We start from the raw sequence: 26,989 nt of genomic DNA on the forward strand, positions 1-26,989 counted from the left end.
AAGGCAAATTATTTTCGTTCTGCTTTCAAGATACGGTCTTTTCCTTGCGCATCCTGATAGAGCTCGGTGCGGAACTTGGAGGCAAGTAATTCCTGCATCTCCTTTCCAAATTCCTCGTGAATTTCGAAGAGTAGTTTCCCACTTGCAGTGAGGTGTTTTTCAGCGTATCCTGCAATGCGTTGGTAAAAGATCAAAGGTTCAGTATCCTCTACAAAGAGCGCAAGAGAAGGATCGTGATCGGTAACTCGCTGATCCATGATGGCCCTTTCACTTTCAGGGATGTATGGTGGATTACTGATGATCAAATCAAAAGTGCCTTTTGGCAAATCATTCGACAAGACATCCACTTCCGCGATAGCGATATCTGCGCTTAAATCTTGAGCATTTTGACTTGCGACATCAATAGCTTCTTTCGAAATCTCCCAAGCATGCACTTCCCAAAGCGGACGTTCGAGTTTGATTGAAATGGGGATGACTCCTGATCCTGTTCCAATATCTAACACGCGAATGTTTTCACTAGCGTGGAATTCGGACAAGGCTAACTCTACCAGCTCCTCCGTTTCTGGGCGCGGAACCAAGACCCGACCATCGATATAAAATGGACGACCGAAAAAGAAGGCTTGATTCGTAATGTGCTGCAAGGGAACATGCTTGACCAGCCGTTCCGCGCTAGCGACAAAAAAATTCAGATCGGACTCCGTAAAAGGGTGCGGCTCAATCATTAATTGCGCACGCGATTTGCGGGTGCGAAAAGTCATGAGTTCACGCGCGATGTTGTCGCGTTCACGTTCATCAGGTAGATCAGTCAGTAGCTGAATCAACCACGCTCGAACCGTAGCATACTTGTTATTCGCCGGCCATGCCATGCGACAAAGGTAGCTTCTTAGAAGCTATCGAGAATCATTTCTGCCGTAGCTGGGTTCGTGGCCAAAGGAATGTTCTTCACGTCGCAGATACGCATCAACATATTGATGTCTGGTTCGTGCGGGTGTTTCCCAAGGGGGTCACGGAAAAAGAACACCACGTCGATAATACCGTCTGTGACCTGCGCTGCAATTTGAGCGTCTCCGCCAAGGGGTCCACTAGCAACGCGCTCCACTTCGAGTCCAGCGTCCATGGCGTGTTGACCAGTCGTTCCCGTAGCAATTAACTGAATGTCGTTGCGTTTAAGAACATCTCTGTGATCCATCAGGAAGCGTACCATTTCAGGCTTCTTCCCGTCGTGTGCGATGATGGCTATTTTCATTCTTTGACGAATACTTGGTATCCGAATTTGTCCAATTTCAGCTCACCGTTGGTGAAAACAGAAAGCATCTGATTATTGAAAATACTCTTGTACTCTGAACCCAATGCTTCTACCAACTCAACAGTGGTTGGCTCTTCAGAGAGGTTCACAATCGTAATCACCTCATGCTCTTCTTTCTTGCGCATGAAGGCGTAAATCTTGTCGTCAGCTGTCGTCGGAAGCTTAATGAAATCACCACCGAAATGTCCATTCCAAAGCGCTTCGTTCTCACGGTTGAGCTTCATGAGCTTAGTGTAGAAGTCTTGGTAGATGTAATCTCCCCACTTCACCGTGTCTTTCTCAAAGAATTCGAGTGCTTCGTTGTTGCCTGCCTCTTGTCCGCTGTAAATCAATGGCATGCCATTAATCGTGAAGGCCAAGGTTGCGTATGCCAAGTGACCATCTCCGTAGCGATCGAATACTGTTCCGTTCCATGAGTTTTCGTCGTGGTTCGTGGTGAACATCATACGATAAGCGCTTTCAACGAAATTGGTGTCTTCTTTCGCCATGTATTCATCAATCGCTGATAGCTGCTTTTCTCCTTTCGCGATTTCATTCATGATGTGCATAAACTCCCAGCTGTAGCTCATATCAAAAGCGCGCTCGTGGTGCTTCGGGTTTTCAGCCTCAGCCAACATAAATACTTGTGGATTAACTTTCTCTAACGCTTGGCGTGCTTGATCCCAGAACTCAACTGGCACAAAATCAGCCACATCACAACGGAAACCGTCAATGTTCGCCTCTGTCAACCAGAAAGCCATAGACTCAGTCATGGCATTCCACATGGCTTCGTTCTTCACTTCACCTTTCCAATCAAGCTGAGCAACGTCCCACCAATCTGTTCCAAGTGGCGGTTGTAGTTGATCTAACGAATCCAACATGTAGTAATCCATATGGTCTTTCGTCCATACATTATCAAAAGCGGTGTGGTTGGCTACCCAGTCAATAATCACACGCATACCGTAGCTATGCGCTGTGGTAACGAGCGACTTGAAATCTTCCATCGTACCGTAATCTGGATTGACAGCAGTGTAGTCTTTTACGGCATAGTAGCTTCCGAGTCCGCCTTTGCGATTCACCTCACCGATAGGGTGAATTGGCATCAACCACATAATCTCAACGCCCATTTCATTCAGACGAGGAATATCTGCTTCAAACGCTTTAAATGTTCCTTCGGGAGTGTGTTGACGAATATTCACCTCATAGATGGTAGCGTCGTGCGACCAATCTGGGTGCGTCAATACATCGGTTTCGTAGGTATCACCAACCTGAACGGCTTCTGATGTAGGTTCTTTTGCTGGTGGTTCGCTGCCGCAAGCGATGAGAAATAGCGCGGCAAATAGGGGGAAAAGCTTATTCATACTGCAAAATAGTACAACAAAAGTAAGAAGATAGTGTATATGCTACACTATCTTCTTTGTGGGCCTGCCTTCATCGGCCAATGCAACGGTTTTTCAATCTCCACAAAATCACCAGAACCAAAACACCGATCTACCGTTGCTCACACCATGATTTGTTAAGTTTCTCCTACTTTACGTCAGCATTCTTATGACGAAGCTTTTAGACATAGGTCACAATTATTTTTCGCGGAGTTCTTCGATCACCTTATTTCTGATCGCCTTTACCCCGCGATTCATCTGGTGGCTGCTGGTTTTCTTCACCTCTGGAGACTTCAAACTGTACGATTCAGATCAGTTCATTCTCTTAGCAGATAACCTGTTTGCAGAAGGTGAATTCAGTCGCAGCACCTCATCGCCTTTCTTCCCTGACATTGCGCGCACACCAGGATATCCGCTTTTTTTGCTCCCCTTCAGAGCTTTGGGTATTCCAATCTATGTGGTCAGTTTACTCCAGGCGACCTTAGGCGCATTCATCCCCGTTTGGATTTATCGCGCCACACAACATTGGCAATTACCGAACGGTTGGATCATCTTCCTCTTGCTTTGCTTCTCGCCATCACTGCTGCTGTTCTCTCCCATCATTCTTAGTGATAGCTTGTTCATCCTCCTCCTTGCGTTTTGCTTATTACAGTTGTCGAAGGAACTCACTACGAAGCGCCTCATTGCTCTCGGACTAGTGCTGGGAATAATGGCTGTGACTCGTCCGATCGCGCAGTTCTTGCCACTTATTTTGCTTCCATACTTCTGGAAATTAAGCATTACGAAAGGCCAAATTGGATTATTCATGGTCGCGTTCACTTTGCTTCCCGGAAGTTGGATGGCCCGCAATTATTATCAATTCGGCACCCCTCGTTTGAGTAGTATGAGTACGAACAATTTGCTCTTCTACAATGGTGCTGCGGCGCTCGCTAGCGCGGAATCAAAACCGTTTACAGAGGTACAGCACAAACTGGCCAACGAAGCAAAATCACTCCAAGATTGGGATAAAGAATACGCCACCAGAAGGTACCTCCATTACTGTCGTGAACGTGCCCTTGGCATATTCAAAAACCACCCGAAAGAACTCGCCGTCAACACAGCAAAGAGCTTAGCGTTTTATCACATCAAACCTCCCAGAAGCTATTTCGATAAAGCATTCGGACTCGGCTACACTTATGATCCAATACTAGGGTATTCAGAGCAAAAGGAACAAACAGGGTTTACAACCCTCGTCAACTCTTCATTCACTTCCCTAGCCCTCGGCGGCATTCAGTTCGCGATGAACTTATTCCTTCTTATTGCTGGGGCCTTGGGCTTTTTTCGCCTCCGGCGGAACGCTCCGCTTCTCGCCTGGCTCATTCTTGCATTGGTATGTTACTTCTGGTTCCTCTCCGTATTTACGATGACCGATGCCCGATTCCAATTACCTGGGTTACTGCTGCTTTCCCTCATTGCATCTTCTGGCGAAAGGCGTATGGCTTAAGGCCTAAGGCGACTCTTTGGAGAAGGGCAAATCACTATTTATTAATTACTAATCATTATTTATTCCTCAATCCCTACCTTCTCCGCATGAAGTCGTTCTCACTCTCATTCTTATTCTCATTCTTATTCTCATCCTTCCTCCTCTCTTCCTGCGCCCCAAACGACTCCCACTCTAATTCTAATTCTCATTCTAATTCTAATTCTCATTCTAATTCTAATTCTTCCTCTCCCCTTTCTGCGCTAGCGGAAAAACAAAAAGGAGCTCATGTATTCAGCCTAGAAAACGTGGATGAATATTCGATACTGGAGCCTTATCATTTGAATTGGGTAACGATGGTCTCATGGGCCTTTCAAGATTCCATCCGAAGCGACCACACATGGGCTAATCGAGGAGATACGACGGCCATGAGAGAATACGACGAGCGATGGGCAGAGAGAATACGGAGAGCTAAAAGTCAAGGGTACAAGGTCTTCTTCAAACCACACCTTTGGATTCAGCACACTGAAAACGGAGAATGGAGATCCGACATTGATCATGATACAGAGGAAGATTGGTTGAGCTGGCGCGAAACCTACCGAAGTTTCATCCTGAGGTATGCAACAGTGGCTGAAGCCGGAAATGCCGACATGTACTGCATAGGAATGGAGTTCGATCAACTCTCGTCCAAACGTCCAGAATTTTGGGTTGAGTTGATTGCAGATGTCCGTGCGGTCTACTCAGGCAAAGTGATCTATGCGGCCAACTGGTACAGAGAATATGAAGCCATCACCTTCTGGGAACACCTTGACTACATTGGCATTCAAGGATACTTCCCTCTCTGCTCAAAAAAACAACCGAGCCTAGAAGACATCACAAACGGTTGGGACGATCACCTTAAAGACATGGAGAAAGTAGCGCAAGCAAATCAACGCCACGTCGTCTTCACAGAAATGGGCTATCGCAGCACCACAAACGCCGCAGCCAAACCTTGGGAATGGGTAGAATATGACGAAGAAAACGAAGCTGTCTACTCAGAAGAAATTCAAGTAAACTGCTACAAGGCTTTCTTCGAAAAAGTCTGGAACAAACCGTGGTTTGCTGGTGTCCATTTATGGCAACTACGCACAGATCACGAACGCAGAGCCGAAGATTTCAAACTCGATTTTACGACTCAAGGAAAGGCGGCCGAAGAGACCATAGGCCACTACTTCGGAAATACTGTGGAACGTTGAAAAAGGAATGCAGAACGCGGATCGCAGTAAGGAAATAGTCCGGCAATCCGCAATCCGCGTTCTGCGTTCCGCGTTCCGCCCCCAAAAAAGAAAAGAGGGCCAAAGCCCTCTTTCCCATCCTATTATTCAAAAAACCTGCAAATCAGTTTGCAGAGAGGTATTCAGCTACCCCATCAAAGCTTGCAGTCATTGCCTTTTCACCTTCCGTCCAGTTTGCCGGGCAAACTTCACCGTTCTCTTCAACGTGACGAAGTGCATCCAACACACGAATAGCCTCATCAACGTTACGTCCGAGTGGAAGGTTGTTTACGAGAGCGTGTTGTACGATTCCTGCTTTGTCGATAAGGAATAGTCCGCGGTATGCGATCATCGGGCCTTCAGCTACCAACTCACCTAGTTCGTTGTAGTCGTAGTCTCCAGCAAGAACTCCGTAGTTTGTTGCGATCGTCTTTGTTGTATCAGCAACAAGTGGGTAAGTCACTCCCTTGATTCCTCCCTGGTTCTTATCCATCTGCAACCAGCTGAAGTGAGATTCTTCAGTGTCTGTTGAACAAGCTACTACTGCACATCCTCGTGCTTCGAATTCAGCCAATTTCGACTGGAATGCGTGAAGCTCCGTAGGACAAACGAAAGTGAAGTCTTTTGGGTAGAAGAAGAATACAACGTACTTGTTCCCTACGAACTGCTCCAAAGAGAAGTTTTGCTCGATGCTATTTCCGTTTACAACGGCCGGTGCGTTGAAGTTTGGCGCCTTCTTTCCAACTAAAGTCATGTCCGATTAAATTATGTTCAGTTTCAAAATTGGCCGCAAAGGTACGCTCACGCATTGACGTAATCCTAGTTTTTCTCTGATATTCTTCACCTTTTTTTCGCCTTTCTATTCACCGCTGGAAATGTACCTTTGTCTTGCACGAAAACTGGACGTCCATGGCGAAGGCTACCTCAGAATTTATCAATCGAGAAATCAGCTGGTTAAGTTTCAACGAGCGTGTTTTGCAAGAAGCGCAAGACAAGAACAACCCGCTTATTGAACGCGTTCGCTTCCTTGGGATTTTCTCCAACAACCTCGACGAATTCTTCCGTGTGCGTGTAGCTACGCTCCGAAGAATGGTGGATTTTAATAAGCGTACTCGTACAGATCTCCTCTTCGATCCGGCACAAACCCTCAAAGAGATTCGTAGCAAAGTTGGCGACCTCCAATCTGCTTACAACGAGACGTTCGCTGAAATCGAGAACCAACTTGAAGCCGAGAATATCCTCTTTGTGAATCACGAAGAATTATCGGTAACCCAACGTGCCTTCGCAGAAAGCTACTTCCGTCACAAGGTTCGTCCGAACCTCGTTCCAATCATGCTTGGAGGAGGTAATCCCTTCCCAGAACTTGCCGACGATTCGATTTACCTCGCAGTCAAACTGACCATTGGAAAGAAAGACGCAGTCAAATACAAGTACGCTCTCATTGAAGTGCCTTCGTACTTGCCACGTTTCCTCGTGTTGCCAACGGTAGAAGGTAAGAGCTACGTAATGTGGCTTGACGATGTGATTCGCCTAAAGTTGATGCGCTTATTTTCCATCTTCGATCCACAAGAAATCACGGCGTACACCATCAAAATTACACGTGATGCGGAGCTCGATATTGATGATGACATCGATAAATCATTGGTCGAGAAAATGGAGAAGAGTCTTGACCGAAGAAAGAAGGGAGACTACGTTCGATTCCTATATGATGAGCGCATGCCTGATGATTTGCTGAATTACTTGCAGCGAAAGATGAAGGTGAAGGCGAAAGAAAACATCATTCCGGGTGGAATCTATCACAACCGAAAAGACTTGATGTCGTTCCCGAATTTCGGGCGCGACGACCTTGTTTATCGTCCCTTCCCTCCTCGTCCACACGCTGATTTGGTGAACAAAACAAGTTTGATCTCCGAAATCCGCAAACGCGATATCCTCTTGCACTACCCTTACCAGCGATTCACTCATTTCGTGGATCTACTCCGTGAGGCGGCCATTGATCCAAATGTCAAGGCAATCAAGCTGAATATCTACCGCGTTTCAAACAACAGTCAGGTCATCAACGCTTTGATCAACGCCGCTCGTAATGGTAAGCGAGTGGATGTCATTATTGAGCTGCAGGCGCGATTTGATGAAAAGCACAACATCAAAGTATCGGAACAACTTCGAGATGCCGGTGCGCGGGTAACTTTCGGGGTACCGGGATTGAAAGTGCACTCTAAACTCGCCTTAATCACGCGTCGAGAAGGAAGAAAAGACGTGCACTATGCTCACGTTGGAACCGGTAACTTCCATGGTAAGACAGCTTTGATTTACGGAGACACGTCGCTGTTGACGGCAGATCAACGCATTGCAGGAGAAGTAGCGAAGGTGTTTGACTTCTTCGAGAACAACTACCAACGTGTGACTTACCGTCATTTAGTGGTATCACCGTACAGCACGCGAAGAAAATTCGTTGACTTGATCAACAAGGAAATTAAAAACGCCAAGGAAGGAAAGAAGGCGTGGATTACCATCAAGCTCAACAACCTTGTGGATGCCCGAATGATTCGAAAACTGTATGATGCGAGCAACGCTGGGGTAAAAGTCCGGTTGATCGTACGTGGTATTTGCTCACTTATTCCTGGGGTCAAAGGAATGAGCGAGAATATTCAGGTCACAAGTATCGTAGGTCGATTCCTTGAACATTCACGTGTGATGGTCTTCTGTAACGATGGTCAGGCTCTCTACTACATCAGCAGTGCAGACTGGATGACACGTAACCTAGACCACCGAATTGAAGTAAGCACACCTATCTATGATCCTCGATTGCAAAGCGAGTTAACCGAGTACCTCAACATGCAGTTCAAAGACAACGTAAAGTCACGGATTATCGATAAGAATCAGCGCAACAAATACGTTACGGCCGGACGCAAGAAAGAAGAATTTAACTCTCAAGTTGAGACGTATAAGTACTTCCGCAAGCGCGCAGGGAAGTAATCCGTAGTGCTTATATTGCAATAGAACTAAGAGAGAAGTTGAAACTAGCAGCGATCGATATTGGATCCAACGCGGTGCGTTTGCTCATCGCCGAGATCTTTGAATTGAAAGACGGTTACCACACCCAAAAAGTATCCTTTACCCGCATCCCTATTCGTCTAGGTGAAGACGTATTCGAATACGGAGCCATTAGTCACCAAAAGTCTGTACAGATGGTGAAAGTGATGCGTGCGTTTTGGTACCTCATGGACGTCCATAACATTGAATTCTTCAGAGCCTGCGCTACCAGCGCCATGCGCGAAGCAAGCAATTCTGCTGAAGTCATCGATTTGGTTCGCAAGGAAGCCAACATCAACATCGAAATCATCGATGGTGAAGAGGAAGCAGATCTTATCTTCTCTAACTTCTTTGTCCAGAATATTGACCACAGTAAGAGCTACCTCTACATCGACGTTGGTGGTGGTTCTACTGAGCTTACCCTGATCCAAAACGGAAAGCGAAAGAAGGCGAAGTCATTCAAAATTGGAACCGTTCGCACGCTCAAAGGAAAAACCAAAGAATCGCATTGGGAGGCCGCTGCGGAATGGTTAAAGGAGATCCACAAAGAAGCAGGTAAACTCACTGGAATTGCCACCGGCGGAAACATCAACCGCCTCTACAAAATGTCTCGTTGTGCTTTCAACGAACCATTCAAACGCGACGAGCTAGAAGAGATCGCCAAGGTTCTCAAAAAACATAGCTACGAAGAGCGTATGTATAAGCTCGGTCTCAAACCTGACCGCGCAGATGTCATCATCCCGGCATCAGACATCTACCTCCGCATGTTCAAACTAGCCAAGGTGAACGAGATGATCGTTCCTAAAATTGGTCTGTCTGATGGGATTGTGTTGGGGTTGTATGAGGATTGGAAGAAATCGATTAAGAAGGCGTAGGGCTTAAGGCTTAAGGCGTATGTTCTTTTTCTTTGGGTTTAGATATTCAGAGTATCCTAAACCAAGGACTAAAGACTAAAGACCAAAGACCAAAGACCAAAGACCAACAACTCCCTCCCTGACCACGCTATCGCCAAAGGCGAACTAACCATGCTTTTCTTCCCATTTCAAGAGTAACCCTGGATCATCACTAACCAAATCGATAACCCCTAAAGCCTTCAGGCGTTCCGCGGTAGCGAGATCATTCACCGTCCATGCGGATAGGTGGATTTGGAGGGCTTGGCAGCGATCGACCATGCGTTGATCAATGAGGTCATGACGAACGCTTAAGCCCCTTAGTGCTGGATTCGGACGAACGAAATCAGCGAAGTTGGTCCATGAATCCAGATTTAATGGAGCTTCGATAAGATAATGGAGGGGTAGCGAGTGATTGATCTTGGCCAGTTTCTCGAGTAAGCTGAGATTGAAGCTCTTGATGCGCCAAGGATGGTAGTTTTGCTTGGTTAGTAAACCAATTATAACCTCAGCGTACCCCCGGAGCCATGATTGATCTTCATTCTTTTCGAAGGGAACCTTCAGTTCAAGATTCAACCGATGATCTGCTGAAGCATCAATGAGGTCTCGAAGCGAAGGAATGTGGCAAACTGCTACCTGCTGCTCTGGGAACTTGGTAAGAGGCTCATGACCGAATTCAACTTGGGTGAGGGTTGAAAGTGCCGTTTCCCAAACGCGAAGGCTTTGCCGTTCCGCCGGTAGGCGATAATACCCTTCAAAGAGTTCACTATCATGCACCACGACCAACTCATGATCTTGAGTTAATTGGATATCTACTTCAACGGCGAAGGCGCCAAGAGCAATTGCCCGTTTGACGCCTTCAATGCTATTTTCAGGGAACTCAGCCCTGCATCCACGATGACCTTGAATGATCACTGTCGTGGTTTAAAGATTCTTTTTTAAGAAATTCTCCACCTGGAAGATTCGTGTTGGCTTGTCAACGATCTGCCCTTCTTTGTTCAATAGGAACAACATCGGAGTCTTCGTCACGCGGTAATCTTTCGCTACTGGAGAATCCCACATCTGAAGCTGAGATACGTTTGGCCATGTCATGCCGTTCTCTTCAATGGCGTTCACCCACTGGTTACGCGTGTTGTCAACGGAAACGTTGATGACACCAAAACCACGGTCTTTGTACATCGCATATACGTTCTTCAAGACTGGAATCTCTTGCTCACACTTATGACACCATGAAGCCCAGAACATCACCAATGTGTAGTCATGCTTTTTCACTTCATCGTAAAGTACAGTGCGACCACCATCCCAATTCTCGATATCAAAGTTTGGTGGTACTTTACCAATCTGAAGGTTTACCAAACCTTGCGCTCGGCTCTTCAAAACGTCAGAGATATCTGCCGGACAATCTTCACCCATGATATAGCTATCAATGATGTACATCGATACGTGCTCCAATCCAGACTGGAAGAACCCGTCAGCCATAGTGTAGAGTGAGAACTCCATCACTTCCGTATCAACTTGTGATTTACCGTAAAGAATATCTACACAGTTGTAGAATCCAGCATCTTTACCACCACTGAAGGTGCGCATGAACTCTTGAATTCGTCCGTTCATCACCGGCATACGAACCAATGACTTGTCTGTGAAATCAATATCATCCCAGTAAGTCGCCATGTTCGATTTCTGTGGAGCATAGTTCCACGTCAAGAATTTGGCTAGGAATGAATCTGGGTAACGCTTGATATGATCTGCAGCTGCATCTCGCTTGAGTTTCTCTTGCTCTTTAATCTGCTGATCAATGCGTTCCTTAAATGATGAGTTGCTGCGTTGGCGACGCAATTGCTGAACAGTGTTATCTGCTTGACGCTGAATCATGTAGTATGAAAACCATCCTTTGTTCTCCTCTGAAGTGACTGCGGTTGGTTGGGCATCAAGTCGAGAAGAGTTGAATGACAGTTCGATATCTTGTTCCTCACCGTTGACGATAAATGCCATGAGGTTCGTCACGTTATCATTCACGCCCAACATGTAGAAACCGCTCTTCAACTTTTGTACTCCAAAATCGAATCCGTCAGCACCGAATGTTGTGCTCTCGATTTCAAATTGGTTTTTTCCTTCTGTTACATACAATTTCACTGGAACACCTTGTGCCAATCCACGAATGGTTCCGTGGATGCGAACTTCGCCTTCCTTCTCTCCGCGATTCTTATCTGTAACTCCATTAATGTATCCAGGATCCACAGCCACTGCAGTTGGCTCTTGGCTAGTAGCTTGAGCTACAGTCTCCTGTTTTGCATCGTTATCTGCTTTCTCATTCGCTGGCGCGGAAGAACATCCGGCAATCGCCACTAGACTTAAGAAAGTCAACAGAATCTGATTCATCTTGCTCGTTTTAATTTTCGGTTCCCAAATATAACCAATCCAATAGGCTCGTAGAGCGGCGTTAACAATTCATTTAATTCCGAGTCTAGGCGGCCACAAACTATTGCGCACCTTTGTACCATGAAGTTGGAGCAAGCCTTAGACTTACTTGACCTCGAACGTAAACCAGAGGATCCAGACATCATCGAAGAATTGATCGAAGAAGCGGTCTTTCCCTTGCGCGAGTATTTCCTTCGAAATCCCGTCGTTCCAGTGCTCTACAGATCACGACTGGCGCGCATTAAACAGCTTCAAGCTGCAGGTGAAAGTTTGGGTTTATCTACCTCTAAATCAACTCCGCTTACTACCTCCAAAGACTTTTCCGAATCAGATTTAGCCGAGTTGCTGCGAGCCTTTGAAGCGGCCTTGAGTCAAGCTCGTCTTCAAGTAGCACAGCATTTGAATCCAAGTGCGCTCGTGGCTTCAGTTGAACAAATGATTGCCATTCAAGAGTCTTTTGAGCATGCTTTTCTTCGTGTAACGGCTCATTTCGCTAGCGCGGAATCGAATATCCTTGCCGCCGATGTGGTAGACACAGGGAAGCTGTTGATGCTTCTTCAACACGAAGATCCGTCAAGCACCGAATTGATTGAAAAGGAGCGGAAGAGAATTGAAATCATTCATGAGCGACTGCGTCGTCAGTAAAGATCGCTGTTGTCAATGGATTCCCTTCTTTGACCCAAGCACGGTACATTCCCTCGGAGTTGAACGGACAAGCAATGTTTCCATCTTTATCGATGCTGATCACTCCTCCGTCGCCACCAATATCGCCTACTTCATGATTGATGACTTTGGAGCCGGCATCAGCCAAGCTCAGACCACCATACTCTATCATTGACGCAATGCGTGAAGCGACGGCTGAACGAATAAAGAACTCGCCATACCCTGTAGCGCTGACAGCACAATTGCGGTTGTCTGCCCAAGTTCCCGAACCAATGAGTGCTGAATCACCGATGCGACCATAGCGTTTGTTGGTCATGCCCCCGGTAGAGGTCGCTGCTGCCAAGGTCCCGTTCTTGTCAATAGCGACGGCACCAACCGTTCCATATTTCTCACGGTTGTCAGTGTGATCAAGTTGGACACGATTGTTCTTTTTCGCTTCTTCCAGTTGCTCCTTGCGAAGGGTGGTCGTGAAGTGAGAGTTTGAGACAAAAGGCACACCTTGTTCCTTAGCAAATTGCTCTGCCCCTTCTCCATTGAGCATGACAAATTCAGAGTCCATAACCATTCTGCACAAGGAGATCGGACTTTCAATGCGACGAACTGCGCACACGGCAGCGGCTTTTCGCTCTTTGCCCTCCATCAAGGAAGCATCCAATTCATGTACTCCCTCATGCGTCATGACCGCGCCTACTCCAGCATTGAAGAGTGGCTCTTGCTCCAGCACTTTCACTGTTGCAATAACTGCATCTAAGGCGTCGCCGTTGTTCTTCAACACTTCTTCCCCTGCTGACAGCGCGCGAAGGAGCGCACTTCTATACATGCGCTCCTTCTCAGCTGTCATTTCATCTTTCACCAATGTTCCTGCACCACCGTGCAAGACCAATCCATATTGTTTTGCCATTAGCGGATGCTTACCTGCGTAGTTGAAGAGCTTCCATTTGCAGTGACATTCAAAATGTAGTTGCCTGTCGCTAGCGCGGAAACGTTAATGCTAATCTGCGCTCCCGGAGCTAGATCTCCCTCCGAGGATTGGAGCACAACTTTACCTTTAAGATCAACAATTGACCACGTGAGGTCATTCGCCGCTTGGTCAAATTGTACGCGGAGTTCGTTGTCTGCCGGTAGCGGCCAGCAACGAATTTCAACATCTGGGATCTCTTGAACGGCAACAGCGCCTTCGCTCACGACGATGTTATCAATGGCCAATTCATTTCCTCCGTTCCCCGGTCCTGTTGGAAGGTCTGGGTTATACGGCTGCGTGAAGTTTCTGAACGCGATGTATACCGTTTCATTCGCAAAGTCAGCCAACGACATTTGGTGGAAGGTTTCCTCAATCTCTTCACCTTCATTACCCGTATCAAAGATGGGCGCCGCCAAGAAGAAATTTTCAATGGCTTGTCCGTCTGCTACCACAAACACCTGGTACTGATCACGGAAGTCACCAGAAGAGGTAATAGCCATACCCGTCCATGACAAATATGGATCAGAACCCAACTGAACTCCAGGAAGAATCATCCAATCATCCGACGGACCTTCATCACCTTCGTACCATGATACAGAGAACGCAGCGTCAGAACCAGAACCACCACCGAATCCTTGCGCAGAGATATTGCGGACAGTCCATGCAGAATCTGCCATCGTCGCCAAGTCTGGATCATCAGGAGTTAATTCATCAAGGTTTACAAGAACCACTTCGGCAGGCATGCCGTTATCAAAGTATTCTTCAAAAATGATTTGAGCTGAGGCACCCACAGATAATAGCACCCCAAAAAGAGTATATACTAGTTTCATACAACAAGTTGTTTAGTTCGAATAAAAAGGAATAGAAGCCGCCAGAAAACAGCGGAGTACAGAATCTCGATTGAGATCTCAACAGTCAAAGATCGGCTGCAAATTGCGCAGCGCAACCGGTTTACGGAATGTGACTTTGAAGTAGTACATACTCAAATGTAGGGAAAATAAAGGACGGAACGTCGTAAGCCGTAGGCGGTAGGCAGTAAGCAGTGAGCGGAAACCGAACGGACGCCGGATGCCGGACGCCGGAGTATTAACAGCCGCCTTAAGCCTTAGGCCATAGGCCTTAAGCCACAAGCAGAATTGTAGTCCACTCTCCTACAACCACTGCAAGACAATTCCCATACCTTAGAATTGTAGGGAACGTTGTATTTCCGATGCAGCGAAGGATTAACCATCCTGACGTATTCTTACACTAGCTGAACGGAGCCTTTTAGGGCTCCGTTTATTTTTCAAAGGAGGATTGCGGAACGCGGTGGGCTGTAGGCGGTATGCGAAAAAAAACGGATGCCGGACGCCGGACGCCGGATATGGACGCCGGATATGGACGCCGGATATGAACGCCGGACTATATCCTCACAAAACACTTCTTAAAGAACAACTCCCATGCTCCTGCTTTGGCTTCATCGCAAGCGATTTGGATTTGTTTTCCTGAAGCTAGATTTAGCGTAAACACACAAGGATGGCTGGTGCGGTTTTGAAGCTCTCTTCTCATGGAGAGAACCTCGTGGTCACCTAGCGGGATACCATATACTTCAAGGCGTATTTTGAAATAGAGGATAGCGCCTTGTTGCGTACGTTGGAGGTTGCAGTATTTGACGTTGCTGGTTTCTCCTAACATCTCAGACGCTTCTCCCGGAACATCAATTAAGACACCTCGTGGTGAGCCTGTTCCTCCTTGAGCGATGCCTTTGAAGAACGGGACTGGTCTTCCGGTGATCGCGTAGACTTCGTCCCAGCGATCAGGGTCATTATAGGTTAAGTTCCAGTACCTCATTGCTCCAGCGTGATCTGTATTTCCCGTTTGTATCGTAGCGGTCTGCTTGTAGTTGGGTGTTGAACTTTCTGTTCGGACGAGGGTCATTGCCTACACCAGCAACGTAGATCCAATTTCCGTAGTTGCTACATGGGTCATAGTCGATGAGGAAGTGCTCGAAAAGACTTGCTCCAAGTCGCCAGTCTACACCCAAGTCATGAACCAGGTAACTAGCTACGTTTTGTCGGCCTCGGTTGCTCATGAAACCGGTTTTCGCTAGTTCTCTCATGTTCGCATTGACGAATTCATCTTGTGTTCTTCCTTCTGCCCATTGAGCCAATAATCTTTTGTCTTTGCGCCATTTTGGAGCTCGTCCTTTGATGCCTGCCTTCCAGAAAATGCGGTCGTCGTATTTCATCGCAACGAAGCGGAAGTAGTCTCTCCAGATCAGCTCGAAAATCAACCAATAAGTGCTTTCATTACTTTCATACTGAGCCTCATACTTCTTGATCTCCCAGTAGATTTCACGAGGTGAGATACAACCATTCGCGAGCCACGGAGAAAACTTACTACTGTAATCGGCGCCGATGAGTCCGTTGCGCGTTTTCTTGTAAACACTGAGTTTCTTCGTCTTCCAGAAGTAGTGATCCATGCGCGCTTTGGCCTCAGAAGCACCTCCCTTAAACTCTAATACCGCTCTCGGATCAAGTGATGGATCGGTTTGCCCGAAATCAGCCATGGTAGGCAACTCACAAGCATCCAGTCCTGAAGTATTCCAAGTCGTTGGAGCTGCTTTTAGCTCTCTCACCTTCGCATACTTCTCTACCTTCTTGCGAAATTGAGTAAAGATGTCTGGTAGGTCTTGAATGTCCATCGGGATGTCTTCAGGATGGTAAAGGGTGAACCCCTCTTCCAAATGAAGCGTGAGCGATTCGGCGATAGCCTGTTCTAACTCAAATTCTTCTTGCGTATGCTCTTGCTGCCCGTAAACCGTTTTAGTCTGATGCTTTGAAGACAAATCTTTCAGCACCTTGACCGTGTCACCTTTGAACAGCTGCAACTCCACTCCCAATTTCCGGAGTTCTGTTTGAAGGTCTGCCACGCTCTCTAACAAGAACTTCGTGCGGAATGGTCCGGTCTTCACCAGTCCCCAGTTATCTTGATCCCACCACCAGTCATCAAAGACGAATACCGGAATCACCTCCTCTGCCTCTCTCAATGCTCGATCCAATCCTGGGTTGTCATTCAGTCTTAGATCATTCCTAAACCAATAGATCGCTTTCTTAGCCACGGTTGCTGATTTGTGATTGGAACAGATGAAGTGGTTTTGTGTTCGAATTCCTTTCTTTTGGAGGGCTTAAGGGCGAAATGGCGAAATGGCGAATTAATCGAAAAACGATAATCGATAATCGATAACCGATAACCGATAACTGGTGATTTACAGTGCTTCGATGTTGTTGAGGTAATCGTTGGCTTGGGAGAGAAGAGCGGCTTTATTCTCTGGCGCCATTTTATCCCAGGTGCGGTACATCATGCCGATGCGTGGGTTTCTGCCGAGCTTGTCGCGGTGGCGGTCGTAGAAGTTCCAGTAGAGGCTGTTGAATGGGCAGGCGCCTTCTCCGGATTTCTTTTTGTGGTCGTAGACGCAATTGTCGCAGTAGCTTGACATCTTCTTCATGTAGTTGGCTGAAGAGACGTAAGGCTTGGTGCCTACGATGCCACCATCTGCGAATTGGCTCATGCCTCGGGTGTTGGTGATTTCAACCCATTCGATCGCATCGATATAGATTCCTAGGTACCATTGGTCTACTTCGTCTGGGTCAATTCCTGCGAGCAAGGCGAAGTTACCAGTGACCATCAAACGTTGGATATGATGGGCATAGCTATATTCCAATGATTGCTTAATGGCATGACGAAGGCAGGCCATTTTCGTATTCCCGTCCCAGAACCAAGAGGGAAGCTTACGAGCGTGCTCAAAGAAGTTCAACGAAGCAAACTCGGGCATTTTCGCCCAGTAAATTCCGCGCATGTATTCTCTCCAACCTAGGATCTGACGAATGAAGCCTTCTACCTGCGCAATAGAAGCGTGATAGGGATCTGCCTTCCATCGTTCTTCTACCGCTCGGATGACGGTCATCGGGTGAATGATCTTTGAATTGATTAGGAACGATAACCGAGAATGATACAAGGACCAGTACTCGGGCGTCATGGCGTCTTGGAAATCTCCGAAATGAGGCATGCATTCATCTACGAAAAACGTGAGAAGCTCATTTCCTTCTTCTTCAGTTACTGGCCATAGGAAGCGCTTTTCATCAAGCGTACCAATCGTCTTCACTCCTGACTTGGTCAGCATTTCAACCACCGAAGTGACGTCTCGCTCAAACAGTTTCGGCTCGGGTGGACGATGACCTTTCGGCAGCTTTTTGCGGTTATTGGCGTCGTAGTTCCATTGTCCGGTGACTGGTTGATCGCCTTCCATGAGCACTTGATGTTTCTTCCGCATCATACGATAGAAACTCTCCATCAGGTAGGTCTTCTTGCCTTGGAAGAACTCGCGTAACTCGAATCGAGATGTCAGAAAGTGTTCGGAGTCTACGTGCTCAACAACACCGTCGAACTGGTTATCCAACTCATCGAGTTGTTGATCAAGACGGTATTCATCTGGCCACTGATACTCTATCCTAGAGGCTCCTACCGATTCCGCGCTAGCGAGAAGATTCTGATTCAAATTTTGCGTATTCCGCGCATCATCCAACTTCAGATAAATCACTTGATGCCCGGCAGCCTCAAGCTTCGCAGCAAATTCGCGCATCGCGAGAAAAAAGGCCACGACCTTTTGAATGTGATGCGGCGCGTAATCTGTTTCTTGGCGCATCTCAGCCATGAAATAATAAACGTGATCGTCAACACTATTGTACCAACTGTGCTGCAAATTGAGCTGATCACCAAGGATCAAACGGAGGGTCTTCATGTGGTTTTATTCCTTCGACAGCGCTCAGAACAGTACTTCACCTCATCCCAAACACGCTCCCATTTCTTGCGCCATGTGAAAGGCCGTCCACAAACAACGCACTCTTTACTAGGTAAATGCTGCTTACGCATGCAGGAAGAACATTTTCAATCCCTCTATGTTCTCAATTTGACGGGTCGTCAAACTATAATCGATAATCGACAATCGAAAACGTTTGCTCTCGCAACGAACCACGAACTACGAACCACAAACTACAAACCACACAGCGTCCATGAACAAACGCATTGACCGCACCCTATCTGAAGAAGACATTGACCGCATTATTGAAATGGCATGGGAAGACCGTACCACCTTTGATGCGATTGAATTGCAATTTGGGTTGAAGGAAGCGGAGGTGATTAACCTGATGCGTCGACAGCTCAAACCATCGAGTTGGAGGTTGTGGAGAGCACGTGTACAGGGGAGAAATACAAAGCACTCAAAGAAACGCACCTTCACAGAGGGACGACACAAGTGTTCCCGTCAACGTCACATCTCAGGCAACAAAATCTCGAAACGCTAAGGGAAACGGCGCCAGTAAATACTAACGCCTAAAGCCCATAGCCTAACGCCTACTCAGTCTTCAAAAAATCAATAGCAAGCTCATTAAATCGCTGATGCTGTTCAATGTTCACGATATGTCCGCACTCTTCTAGAATCTCGAGTGTGACGTGCTGTTGAACACGATCGAATTTCTTAGCAGCTTTGATGAAGACATGGTCTTCTTCACCCATAACGACGAGTGACAGCTTGTCAACCGGACGATGAAAATACTCGCGAAGTGCGCGGAAGAAATGGCGGTAGAGACCAACCCACTTCAAATACTCTTTACGTGTTAAGCGCTTGAATTGACGCTGGAATACACGACGAGAGAACTGGTGGTTCTTCTTCGGCAACACGATGTATGCGAAGATGTTGTACAGCGTTCGGTAAGGAAGTAAGTAGTTCAAGAACTTCGCTGAGTGCACGAAGAAGTGCATTTTGAAAGTTGCCTTGAAGATACCTCCTGCCATGACCATGCGATCAATCAACTGTGGACGCAACACATCTAGTCGTTGCAAGATGACACTACCGAGCGATAGCGAAACAAAGTGTGCCTTGTTGATCTCGTAGTGGTCAAGCACCGCGAGGATATCTTTTGTCACCACGTCGAAATCATAGTTCGCGTGCTCAGGATCGATGTTCTTGCTTCTTCCGTGATCACGCAAGTCAAGCAACATCAAGTTAAAGTGTGGACGAAACGCCTCTACTTGAAACTTCCATGTTTCGATGGCTCCTCCCGCTCCGTGAATGAACACCACCCATTGGTGATCATCACTGATTTTCTCGATCTCGTGGTATAACAGTTTACTCATTTCTTCTTCCCGGTATCGTATGGCGCCGCAGGATACGCCTACTTTCTTTAATTACCAACGGATCACGTCGGTGTTTCCAGATCTTTTCCCGTGCTTCCTTCGCTGCCTGCTCTAAATCAACGATCGGATGCGGGTAGTCCCGTCCGAGCTCAAAATTGATCAATGCCGCCTCTAAAGGCGGAATCTGCCAAGGTTCATGGATCTGATGATCGTTCAAGGTACTCAATTCCGGCACCCATTTGCGAATAAATACGCCATTTGGATCATGATCTTGTGATTGTTTCACGGGATTGTAGATCCGCACGGTGTTAATTCCAGTCACTCCGGCCTGCATTTGAAATTGAGGAAAATGAATGCCTGGCTCAAAATCTAAGAAGAGTTGAGCGAGGTAATCAGCACCTTGTTTCCAATGCTGCCATAAGTGTTGGGTGAGGAAAGAAACCAACATTGCACGCATCCGAAAGTTCACGTAGCCTGTTTCAATTAAGCAACGCATACACGCATCCACAAGCGGATATCCCGTATTTCCTGTCTTCCAAGCGGTCAAGATTCGTTCGTCTTCTCCTCTATCGAGGGAATTATATCCACTGTTCACATTCACAAACTCCATGCGATCTTCCATCTCGAACTTTTGTATGAAATGGCAGTGCCAGCGCAACCGTGAAGCGAAAGCAGAGATATTGCGCTTTTCTCCAATCTGTTCTTTGGCAAGTTGCGAGGCTTGATACGCTTGCCTGACACTCAAGTTTCCCCAAGCGATGTAGGGCGAGATGCGTGAACAACCACTTCTACTCGCTTCTGGCTTGGAAATGCTGCGAGCGTATTTTCGAATACGATCATTCAAGAAACTCTTCAAATAAGCATGCGCCTTCTGTTCACCTCCAGGTTGAAATTTCCCTTCAGGCTCGAATGGATCGAGATGATGGGTCAATCGCTGAGAATCTTCCGTTGACAGCGCTGGGAGGAATGCTTCCCAGTTCGGATGTTCTTGGGGGAGCTTCATGAAATAGTACCAGTCTTTTCGCCAAGAATTGCGATTGGTAATACCTCGGTGTACACCATTCATCTGGAATTCCTGCCATCGAATATCATGCTGTGCGAAGTAACACTTCATCATTAAATCGCGTGCGAAAGAGCCAAAAAGTCCGGTTTCTTGGTAGCTGTAGACAGCCTGAATATCAAACTGATGGCGAAGGATGTCGAAGCTTTCTTCTACTTCTTCTTTTCTGATGACTATTTGTGTCGCTAGCGCGGAAAGCTGGGCATTCAGGTCATTCAATGACTCTTGGACAAAGCGCCAATGCCGGGAACTGTATTGAGGAGCTTCCAACATGCTCGGCTCGAAGACATAGAGCATGATGAGAGGAAGTCCTGATCCTATGGCTTCCTTTAATGGAGCATGATCACGCAAACGAAGGTCGCGTTTGAACCAGACGACGTTAACCTTCGAAGACATGACTAGAATCCTTGCATCACCTCTTGGAGGCGAACGATCTCTTTATCAGGCTTAGCGTAAGAAAGACGACCGAGATGGTTAGTTTGATGGTACCCATCCAATCCAGAGATGGCCACTGTACCGGCATCTTCGATATTCAAATATCCGTCTTCCGCGATAGCGCTTTCAGGGAACTCAACCCATTTCAATTCGCCAACGAGAAAACGCGTTTGATTCTCTTCAATATCAATATCTCTGATCAGCTGAAGCCCCATGCGGACCTTCGCTTCCTCCACTGCTGGAGCACGAAAATCCTTTCTCCATATTGGTGTCAACCCTACGGCATCGAATTCGCTTTCTTCTCGGTCATACCGTGCACTCGTTTGATGCGCCTGTTCGGCGATGGCAACATTGATATGATTAATCGTGTAGCTTCCTGTCGCCAGAATGTTCTCATAGGTATGACGCGGAACCACTGGTGGACGCATCACCATCCCAAACAAGGGAGGATTAGAACCTAAATGCACGACAGAACTCACCACCGAAAGATTCGGCTGTCCTTTAATATCGCAGGTACCGATAAGATTGGCACTTTTAAAACCGCTTAGGCTGTTGATTAATGCCGCTCTGAAACGTTTGTCTAGCGCATCAATATCTTCTCTCAACAATCGTTTCATCTCAGACTTTTAAAGTAGACAAGCCACCGTCAACACCTATGATTTGTCCTGTCATCCAAGACGATTCGTTACCGACCAAGAACGACGCTACACGGGCAACATCTGCCGCTTCTCCAAAGCGTTTCATCGGGTGACGGTCTTTCGCTGATTCTTGCTTCTTCTCGTTATTCAACAAAGCTTCGGCCAGCGAAGTATCGGTCAATGATGGTGCTACCGCATTCACACGAATCTTCGGTGCGAATTCAGCCGCTAAGCTTTTGGTGAGTCCTTCCACGGCAGCCTTAGCTCCACTGATTGAACTGTGGAAGGCCATTCCGTTCTTCACCGCTACAGTGCTAAAGAGCACAACAGCCGGATCATTTCCCTTTCGTAGAAGTCTGAAATTCTTCTGGATATTCTGAAAAGCACCGATATAATTCACCTGAAGATCATTCATGACGTCTTCAGGTTTCAACGAACTAAACGGCTTCAAATTGATCGTACCCGGACAGTAAACCAGACCATCAAGCTGGTCTGTATGCTCAGACAGGTCGATTGGTTCAGCAACTACATCTTGCGTAATTGAGGTATAGTTTCCTCCCGCCGTAGCCCCTGTTCTCGAGATTCCGATGACTTGGTGTCCTGCCGCTAGCAGCTGATCGCGCACTTCGGCTCCGATCCCTCTGCTATCTCCAATCACTGCAATCGTTTTCAATTCGAACGCAGTTTCATGATCTCCTCTTCTATCTGTGCCGCCTTCGCTGTCAGTTCATCTGACTTCGTGCGGTCTACCTTACTCATTCGAAAGGCCTCGTCTAACAGTCGCTTATGCTCTTTCTCGAGCTTCTTGACTGGGTCGTTTTTGAATAGTCCAAACATGTAGGTAGAACACAGTTCTTTCGCAAAGGTTCGCTTTGCCAGGCTTTAGGCTTTAGGCTATAGGCGTTAGTATGGGGTAGAGACTTAAGCCTTAGGCCTTAGGCCATAAGCCTAGAGTAACTATCTTGTCTGGCACCTAGATGAATTGCTAGGTTGACGCCAACACCTCCACCATGCACGATCAAGACTTAACCCAAGGGAGCATTCCTAAACAACTGTGGTCACTTTCGTGGCCGATGATGCTCTCGATGTTCTTTTATACCCTTTACAATTTCGTTGATACGTATTGGGTGAGCGAAATTTCAGACGAGGCCATAGCGGCAGTGAGTATTTCACAGATTAGTCTGTTTGTTATGATCTCTCTGGGATTCGGAATTACCGTAGGATCTGGAGTAGTGATGGCCATGCACATTGGCGCTAAAGACCAGGTTGAGGCTGAACGGGTACTAGGACAATCATTCGTCTTGAGTGCACTGATGGCGGCCTTCTTCACCTTGCTATCCTTGATTTTTGCCGATCAGTTCTTGACGCTTTCAGGAGCCTCGGGAGAGATCTTTGAACCAGCAAAAGAGTACTTCCTGATTGTGAGTAGTGGTTCTGTTTTACTCTTCCTGATGATGGCGGTAATGTTCGCCTTCAACTCCCAAGGTGACACCACGACCTTAACCAAACTGTTTGCCCTTTCTACAGCCATCAATATCGTATTGGACCCGTTGCTAATATTCGGATATGGTCCACTTCCAGCCATGGGGATTAGCGGGGCGGCGACGGCTACATTGGTTTCGCAAAGCGTCTTCTTAATTGTGGCTATTCGCAAGTTGATGTCTCCGAACAGACCTATTCGATTCAAGTTTAGCAACCTGAATGTAAAGTGGGAATCTGTGCGTCGAGTATTGCGTATCGGTTTCCCTGCGGCATTAACGCAAACGATCTTCCCAATGGGGCTTGCTGCGATTACTTACATCACGACCCTTAAGTTCATGGAGGAAGGAGCCATCGCATTCAGCCTCGGCTTCCGAATGGAGTTCTTCGCTTACCTCCCAGCAGCTGGTTTCGGCTTCGGTGCCATGGCCTTGATGGGACAGAACATTGGGGCTCAAAACTTCACAAGAACAAAAGAAGCATTCAACAAAGCAGTAAGCTACGCCTTCCTAAGTGCCACTGGAATTGGGGTATTGGTGGCGCTCTTCGCTTCACCTTTGATCGGTGTCTTTACCGATGACCCAACAGTAACTGAATACGCCCAAGCCTACATGTTCACCGTGAGCCTGAGCTACGGTTTCCTTGCAGCTCTGATGGTCATTGCCAACGCCTTTCAATCGATCGACAAATCATGGCCTGGCTTCTGGATCTTCCTTCTCCGTGTGGTAGGGATTTCAATACCGCTCGCCTATGTATTCTCAGTCGTGATGGATTTCTCCATCTGGTCGGTATGGCTCGCTATTGTGATTGGGAATATTGTTCCTGCGGCAGTGGGGTATGTTTGGATTCGACGTAAGCTTAAGGAGCTTCGGTAGGCGTTAGGCTTTAGGCTATAGGCGTTAGTGGTTCCGCTTAGGTTATAGATTATCGTTTATAGATCATCGATTTAAAACAAAAAGGACGGATATGATCCGTCCCTCTCGTTGAATATTGTTTTCTGACTAGTTCAAAGAAGCCAATTTCTCTTCGATCGCCTGAATCTTGGATTCAGCATCTGCTTGCTTCTTGCGTTCCGAAGCGACAACTGCCTCTGGAGCGTTATTTACGAAGCGCTCATTTGAGAGCTTCTTGCTCACGCTGATGAGGAATCCTTTCTGGTAATCGAGTTCTTTCTGAAGCTTCTCTTTCTCTGCTTCAAGGTCTACTGTTTCACCAAATGGAACGAAGAATTCATTGGTTGCTACCATGAATGAGAAGGCTTGATCCACCTTTTCTGATACGTAGTCAACTGCCTCCACATTGCAAAGGTGTGCCACTACGGCGTCGAAATCCTTGTTGTAGCCTTCATTCAACTTCACGCTCAACTGCAGTGGATTCTTGTTTGGAATCTGCTTGTCTTTGCGGATGTTACGAACGCTTGCTACAACCTCTTGTGTAGCCTCGAAGTCTTTCAATAGACCTTCATTCTGTGCACCAGCTTCTGGCCACGTAGCCAAACAAATGGATTCAGAAGCATCTTTTCGCTCATTCAAAAGTTGCCAAATCTCCTCTGAGATAAATGGCATGAATGGGTGAAGAAGTCGAAGCACGGTTTCGAAATACTTTGTCGTTGCTTCAATCGTAGTGCGATCAATCGGTGAACCGTATACTGGCTTCACCATCTCGAGGTACCACGAACAGAAATCATCCCAAATCAGACGGTAAGTCGCCATGAGTGCCTCTGAAATCTTGAAACGATCGTAGAGGTCATTGATTTCTGAAATAGCTTTCGCTAGACGAGCATCCATCCATTCAATTCCTCGCTTAGCAGCTTCTGGCTGTTCTACGTCAGCTACCTCCCATCCTTTTACAAGGCGGAACGCATTCCAAATCTTGTTCGAGAAGTTTCGTCCTTGCTCACACAATTTCGCATCGAACGGAAGGTCGTTCCCTGCCGGTGAGGTCAAAAGCATCCCAACACGTACCCCATCTGCACCGTACTCTTTCATCAAGTCGATTGGGTCAGGTGAGTTCCCTAGCGACTTACTCATCTTACGACCAAGTTTATCACGTACGATACCTGTGTAGTACACATTGCGGAACGGGAACTCATTGCGGTACTCGTATCCGGCGATGATCATTCTTGCTACCCAGAAGAACATAATCTCTGGCGCCGTTACCAAGTCGTTTGTTGGGTAGTAGTAGTCTACTTCTTCCTTCGTGTAGAATCCATCAAAAACGCTGATTGGCCAAAGCCAAGAAGAGAACCACGTATCCATTACGTCTTCATCTTGCTTGAGGTCTGCAGCAGTCATGGAAGCATTTCCAGATTTCTCCTGTGCTTTCGTCAATGCCTCTTCAGGAGTCTTCGCCACAACAAAATCATTGTCGCCTTCTCCGTAATAGTAGGCCGGTATTTGATGTCCCCACCACAACTGACGAGAGATACACCAATCCTTGATGTTCTCCATCCAGTTACGGTAGCTGTTCTTGAACTTTGGAGGGAAGAAACGAATCGTATCGTTCTCCACATTCTCCAAGGCTGGCTTTGACAGCTCTTTCATATCTAACCACCACTGAAGCGAAAGACGCGGTTCAATAACCACATCTGTTCTTTCCGAGAAGCCCACTTTATTCATGTACTCCTCCTCTTTCACGAGGTGACCTTTTTCTTTCAGGTCAGCTGAGATCTGCTTACGTACATCAAAACGATCCATGCCCACGTACATGGTCGCTTCTTCGCTCAATGTACCGTTCGCATTCATGATGTTAATCGTCTCCAAGCCGTGTTTCTCGCCGAGGTCGTAGTCATTTACATCGTGTGCAGGTGTTACTTTCAAACATCCTGTTCCGAATTCCATATCTACGTAATCATCCAAGATGATTGGAATCTCGCGATTGACGAGTGGCACAATGGCCTTCTTCCCATGAAGGTGTGTGTAGCGTTCGTCGTCTGGGTGAATACAAATTGCTGTATCTCCCAAGATGGTTTCCGGACGAGTAGTTGCAATCGTCAACCACTCATCGGAACCTGCTACTTGGTAGCGAACGTGGTACAGTTTTGAGTTCACCTCCTTATAGATCACCTCTTCATCAGAAAGTGCTGTGAGTGCCGCTGGATCCCAGTTGATCATGCGCTCACCACGATAGATTTTTCCTTTCTCGAAAAGATCAATGAAGGTGTCGATTACACTTTCGTAGTACTTCTCATCCATCGTAAAGCGCGTGCGATCCCAGTCGCAACTCGCACCCAACTTTTTCAATTGGTCAAGGATGATACCCCCGTGTTTGTGTGTCCACTCCCACGCGTGCTCCAAGAAACCATCACGTGAAAGGTCAGACTTCTTAATGCCTTCTTCACGCAGCTTGCGTACTACTTTCGCTTCCGTCGCAATCGATGCGTGATCGGTTCCAGGCACCCAACATGCATTGTACCCACGCATACGCGCACGACGAATCAAAACATCCTGAATCGTATTGTTCAGCATGTGTCCCATGTGCAAGACCCCGGTGACGTTCGGCGGTGGGATGACGATCGTATAAGGCTCACGTTCGTCTGGAACTGATTTAAACAGCTCGTTTTCCATCCAGTAAGCGTACCACTTATCTTCAGTGGTTGTAGGGTCGTACTTAGTAGGTATCTCCTGCATTTGATGAGGGGTTTACTTTCGCTAGCGCGGAAGCGTTAAAAACTAGTTTGCAAAGGTCGTATATCTCGAGAAGGCAGGCAAATGGTGGAGGTAGTTGATAGTAGACCGTGGACTGTGGACCGTGGACTGATTTTTTGGAGCGCCTTGCGCTGCTCCTAACCCTACTCCAACGTTTTGTAGAGATTGCCTCTCAGGCAACTTGGAAATCGGTGGACGGTGGACGGTGGACGGTG

Annotated in this window: 25 protein-coding genes; 7 read left to right on the forward strand and 18 right to left on the reverse strand. The window is 47.1% G+C overall.

Annotation, left to right across the window (positions count from 1 at the left end; translation table 11 throughout):
- Positions 1-8: 8 nt before the first annotated feature.
- The 3 genes from prmC to RA156_RS10770 are packed head-to-tail and all read right to left on the reverse strand — an operon-like array spanning position 9 to position 2,646.
- Entirely contained in the window at positions 9-866 is an 858-nt protein-coding gene (prmC, locus tag RA156_RS10760) for a peptide chain release factor N(5)-glutamine methyltransferase (protein WP_306640062.1), read from the reverse strand.
- A gap of 17 nt (positions 867-883) precedes the next feature.
- The gene (locus RA156_RS10765; RefSeq protein WP_306640063.1) at positions 884-1,246 is read right to left on the reverse strand and encodes a methylglyoxal synthase; all 363 of its coding nucleotides are present in this window, start codon (positions 1,244-1,246) and stop codon (positions 884-886) included.
- Entirely contained in the window at positions 1,243-2,646 is a 1,404-nt protein-coding gene (locus RA156_RS10770; RefSeq protein ID WP_306640064.1) for an alpha-amylase family glycosyl hydrolase, read from the reverse strand. The genes RA156_RS10765 and RA156_RS10770 overlap by 4 nt, the downstream gene beginning before the upstream one ends.
- Before the next feature lie 187 nt (positions 2,647-2,833).
- On the opposite strand from RA156_RS10770, the gene RA156_RS10775 reads away from it, so the two are divergent.
- Together RA156_RS10775 and RA156_RS10780 are read left to right on the forward strand one after the other, a co-directional pair.
- Positions 2,834-4,147: a hypothetical protein gene (locus RA156_RS10775; RefSeq protein WP_306640065.1), complete on the forward strand. Its 1,314-nt coding sequence runs from the start codon at positions 2,834-2,836 to the stop codon at positions 4,145-4,147.
- A 284-nt stretch (positions 4,148-4,431) separates the two neighbouring features.
- Positions 4,432-5,358, forward strand: coding sequence for a glycoside hydrolase family 113 (locus RA156_RS10780; RefSeq protein WP_306640066.1), 927 nt, complete (start codon positions 4,432-4,434; stop codon positions 5,356-5,358).
- A gap of 142 nt (positions 5,359-5,500) precedes the next feature.
- Here RA156_RS10780 and RA156_RS10785 read toward each other — a convergent pair whose 3' ends face one another.
- Entirely contained in the window at positions 5,501-6,130 is a 630-nt protein-coding gene (locus RA156_RS10785; protein WP_306640067.1) for a peroxiredoxin, read from the reverse strand.
- Between the two features lie 155 nt (positions 6,131-6,285).
- Between RA156_RS10785 and ppk1 the strand changes: the two genes are divergently transcribed.
- Together ppk1 and RA156_RS10795 are read left to right on the forward strand one after the other, a co-directional pair.
- Positions 6,286-8,352 (forward strand): polyphosphate kinase 1, encoded by a 2,067-nt coding sequence (gene ppk1, locus RA156_RS10790; RefSeq protein WP_306640068.1) that lies wholly within the window; start codon positions 6,286-6,288, stop codon positions 8,350-8,352.
- A 38-nt stretch (positions 8,353-8,390) separates the two neighbouring features.
- Positions 8,391-9,284 carry a Ppx/GppA phosphatase family protein gene (locus RA156_RS10795; RefSeq protein WP_306640069.1) on the forward strand — a complete coding sequence of 298 codons (894 nt, stop codon included), beginning with the start codon at positions 8,391-8,393 and terminating at the stop codon, positions 9,282-9,284.
- Positions 9,285-9,428: 144 nt separating this feature from the next.
- Here the strand turns inward: RA156_RS10795 and RA156_RS10800 are convergent, their stop codons facing one another.
- Both RA156_RS10800 and RA156_RS10805 read right to left on the reverse strand, forming a co-directional pair.
- A complete protein-coding gene (locus RA156_RS10800; protein ID WP_306640070.1) occupies positions 9,429-10,214 on the reverse strand; it encodes a glycerophosphodiester phosphodiesterase in 786 nt (261 codons plus the stop codon).
- 9 nt (positions 10,215-10,223) lie between these two features.
- Positions 10,224-11,678, reverse strand: coding sequence for a TlpA family protein disulfide reductase (locus RA156_RS10805; protein WP_306640071.1), 1,455 nt, complete (start codon positions 11,676-11,678; stop codon positions 10,224-10,226).
- Between the two features lie 120 nt (positions 11,679-11,798).
- On the opposite strand from RA156_RS10805, the gene RA156_RS10810 reads away from it, so the two are divergent.
- Complete coding sequence (locus RA156_RS10810) at positions 11,799-12,362, forward strand: hypothetical protein (RefSeq protein WP_306640072.1); 564 nt, start codon at positions 11,799-11,801, stop codon at positions 12,360-12,362.
- On the opposite strand, the gene RA156_RS10815 is transcribed toward RA156_RS10810, so the two are convergent.
- The 6 genes from RA156_RS10815 to RA156_RS16665 all read right to left on the reverse strand — a co-directional run bounded on the left by RA156_RS10815 (position 12,334) and on the right by RA156_RS16665 (position 18,252).
- Complete coding sequence (locus tag RA156_RS10815; protein ID WP_306640073.1) at positions 12,334-13,281, reverse strand: isoaspartyl peptidase/L-asparaginase family protein; 948 nt, start codon at positions 13,279-13,281, stop codon at positions 12,334-12,336. The genes RA156_RS10810 and RA156_RS10815 overlap by 29 nt on opposite strands.
- The gene (locus RA156_RS10820; RefSeq protein WP_306640074.1) at positions 13,281-14,171 is read right to left on the reverse strand and encodes a T9SS-dependent choice-of-anchor J family protein; all 891 of its coding nucleotides are present in this window, start codon (positions 14,169-14,171) and stop codon (positions 13,281-13,283) included. The genes RA156_RS10815 and RA156_RS10820 overlap by 1 nt, the downstream gene beginning before the upstream one ends.
- Positions 14,172-14,742: 571 nt before the next feature.
- Complete coding sequence (locus RA156_RS10825; RefSeq protein ID WP_306640075.1) at positions 14,743-15,171, reverse strand: hypothetical protein; 429 nt, start codon at positions 15,169-15,171, stop codon at positions 14,743-14,745.
- Positions 15,146-16,441 carry a DASH family cryptochrome gene (locus RA156_RS10830; RefSeq protein ID WP_306640076.1) on the reverse strand — a complete coding sequence of 432 codons (1,296 nt, stop codon included), beginning with the start codon at positions 16,439-16,441 and terminating at the stop codon, positions 15,146-15,148. The genes RA156_RS10825 and RA156_RS10830 overlap by 26 nt, the downstream gene beginning before the upstream one ends.
- Positions 16,442-16,588: 147 nt before the next feature.
- Positions 16,589-18,121: a cryptochrome/photolyase family protein gene (locus tag RA156_RS10835; protein ID WP_306640077.1), complete on the reverse strand. Its 1,533-nt coding sequence runs from the start codon at positions 18,119-18,121 to the stop codon at positions 16,589-16,591.
- Positions 18,118-18,252 (reverse strand): DUF2256 domain-containing protein, encoded by a 135-nt coding sequence (locus tag RA156_RS16665; RefSeq protein ID WP_350339785.1) that lies wholly within the window; start codon positions 18,250-18,252, stop codon positions 18,118-18,120. Before RA156_RS16665 ends, RA156_RS10835 begins: the two co-directional genes overlap by 4 nt.
- Before the next feature lie 140 nt (positions 18,253-18,392).
- Between RA156_RS16665 and RA156_RS10840 the strand changes: the two genes are divergently transcribed.
- Entirely contained in the window at positions 18,393-18,683 is a 291-nt protein-coding gene (locus tag RA156_RS10840; RefSeq protein WP_306640078.1) for a TIGR03643 family protein, read from the forward strand.
- A 49-nt stretch (positions 18,684-18,732) separates the two neighbouring features.
- Here RA156_RS10840 and RA156_RS10845 read toward each other — a convergent pair whose 3' ends face one another.
- From RA156_RS10845 to RA156_RS10865, 5 genes are read right to left on the reverse strand one after another with little or no spacing between them, the layout of a single operon-like run.
- Entirely contained in the window at positions 18,733-19,515 is a 783-nt protein-coding gene (locus tag RA156_RS10845) for an alpha/beta fold hydrolase (RefSeq protein ID WP_306640079.1), read from the reverse strand.
- Positions 19,508-20,971 (reverse strand): cryptochrome/deoxyribodipyrimidine photo-lyase family protein, encoded by a 1,464-nt coding sequence (locus RA156_RS10850; protein ID WP_306640080.1) that lies wholly within the window; start codon positions 20,969-20,971, stop codon positions 19,508-19,510. The genes RA156_RS10845 and RA156_RS10850 overlap by 8 nt, the downstream gene beginning before the upstream one ends.
- Positions 20,972-20,973: 2 nt before the next feature.
- Positions 20,974-21,627: a flavin reductase family protein gene (locus RA156_RS10855; protein WP_306640081.1), complete on the reverse strand. Its 654-nt coding sequence runs from the start codon at positions 21,625-21,627 to the stop codon at positions 20,974-20,976.
- 1 nt (position 21,628) lies between these two features.
- On the reverse strand, positions 21,629-22,321 hold the full coding sequence (locus RA156_RS10860) for an SDR family NAD(P)-dependent oxidoreductase (protein WP_306640082.1): 693 nt from the start codon (positions 22,319-22,321) through the stop codon (positions 21,629-21,631).
- Positions 22,318-22,485, reverse strand: coding sequence for a Lacal_2735 family protein (locus RA156_RS10865; RefSeq protein ID WP_306640083.1), 168 nt, complete (start codon positions 22,483-22,485; stop codon positions 22,318-22,320). Before RA156_RS10865 ends, RA156_RS10860 begins: the two co-directional genes overlap by 4 nt.
- A 173-nt stretch (positions 22,486-22,658) precedes the next feature.
- On the opposite strand from RA156_RS10865, the gene RA156_RS10870 reads away from it, so the two are divergent.
- Positions 22,659-24,002 (forward strand): MATE family efflux transporter, encoded by a 1,344-nt coding sequence (locus RA156_RS10870; protein WP_306640084.1) that lies wholly within the window; start codon positions 22,659-22,661, stop codon positions 24,000-24,002.
- A gap of 126 nt (positions 24,003-24,128) precedes the next feature.
- On the opposite strand, the gene RA156_RS10875 is transcribed toward RA156_RS10870, so the two are convergent.
- On the reverse strand, positions 24,129-26,756 hold the full coding sequence (locus RA156_RS10875; RefSeq protein WP_306640085.1) for a valine--tRNA ligase: 2,628 nt from the start codon (positions 26,754-26,756) through the stop codon (positions 24,129-24,131).
- Between the last annotated feature and the right edge of the window lie 233 nt (positions 26,757-26,989).

Source organism: Sanyastnella coralliicola (genome assembly GCF_030845195.1).
GTDB classification, from domain to species: Bacteria; Bacteroidota; Bacteroidia; order Flavobacteriales_D; family Sanyastnellaceae; genus Sanyastnella; species Sanyastnella coralliicola.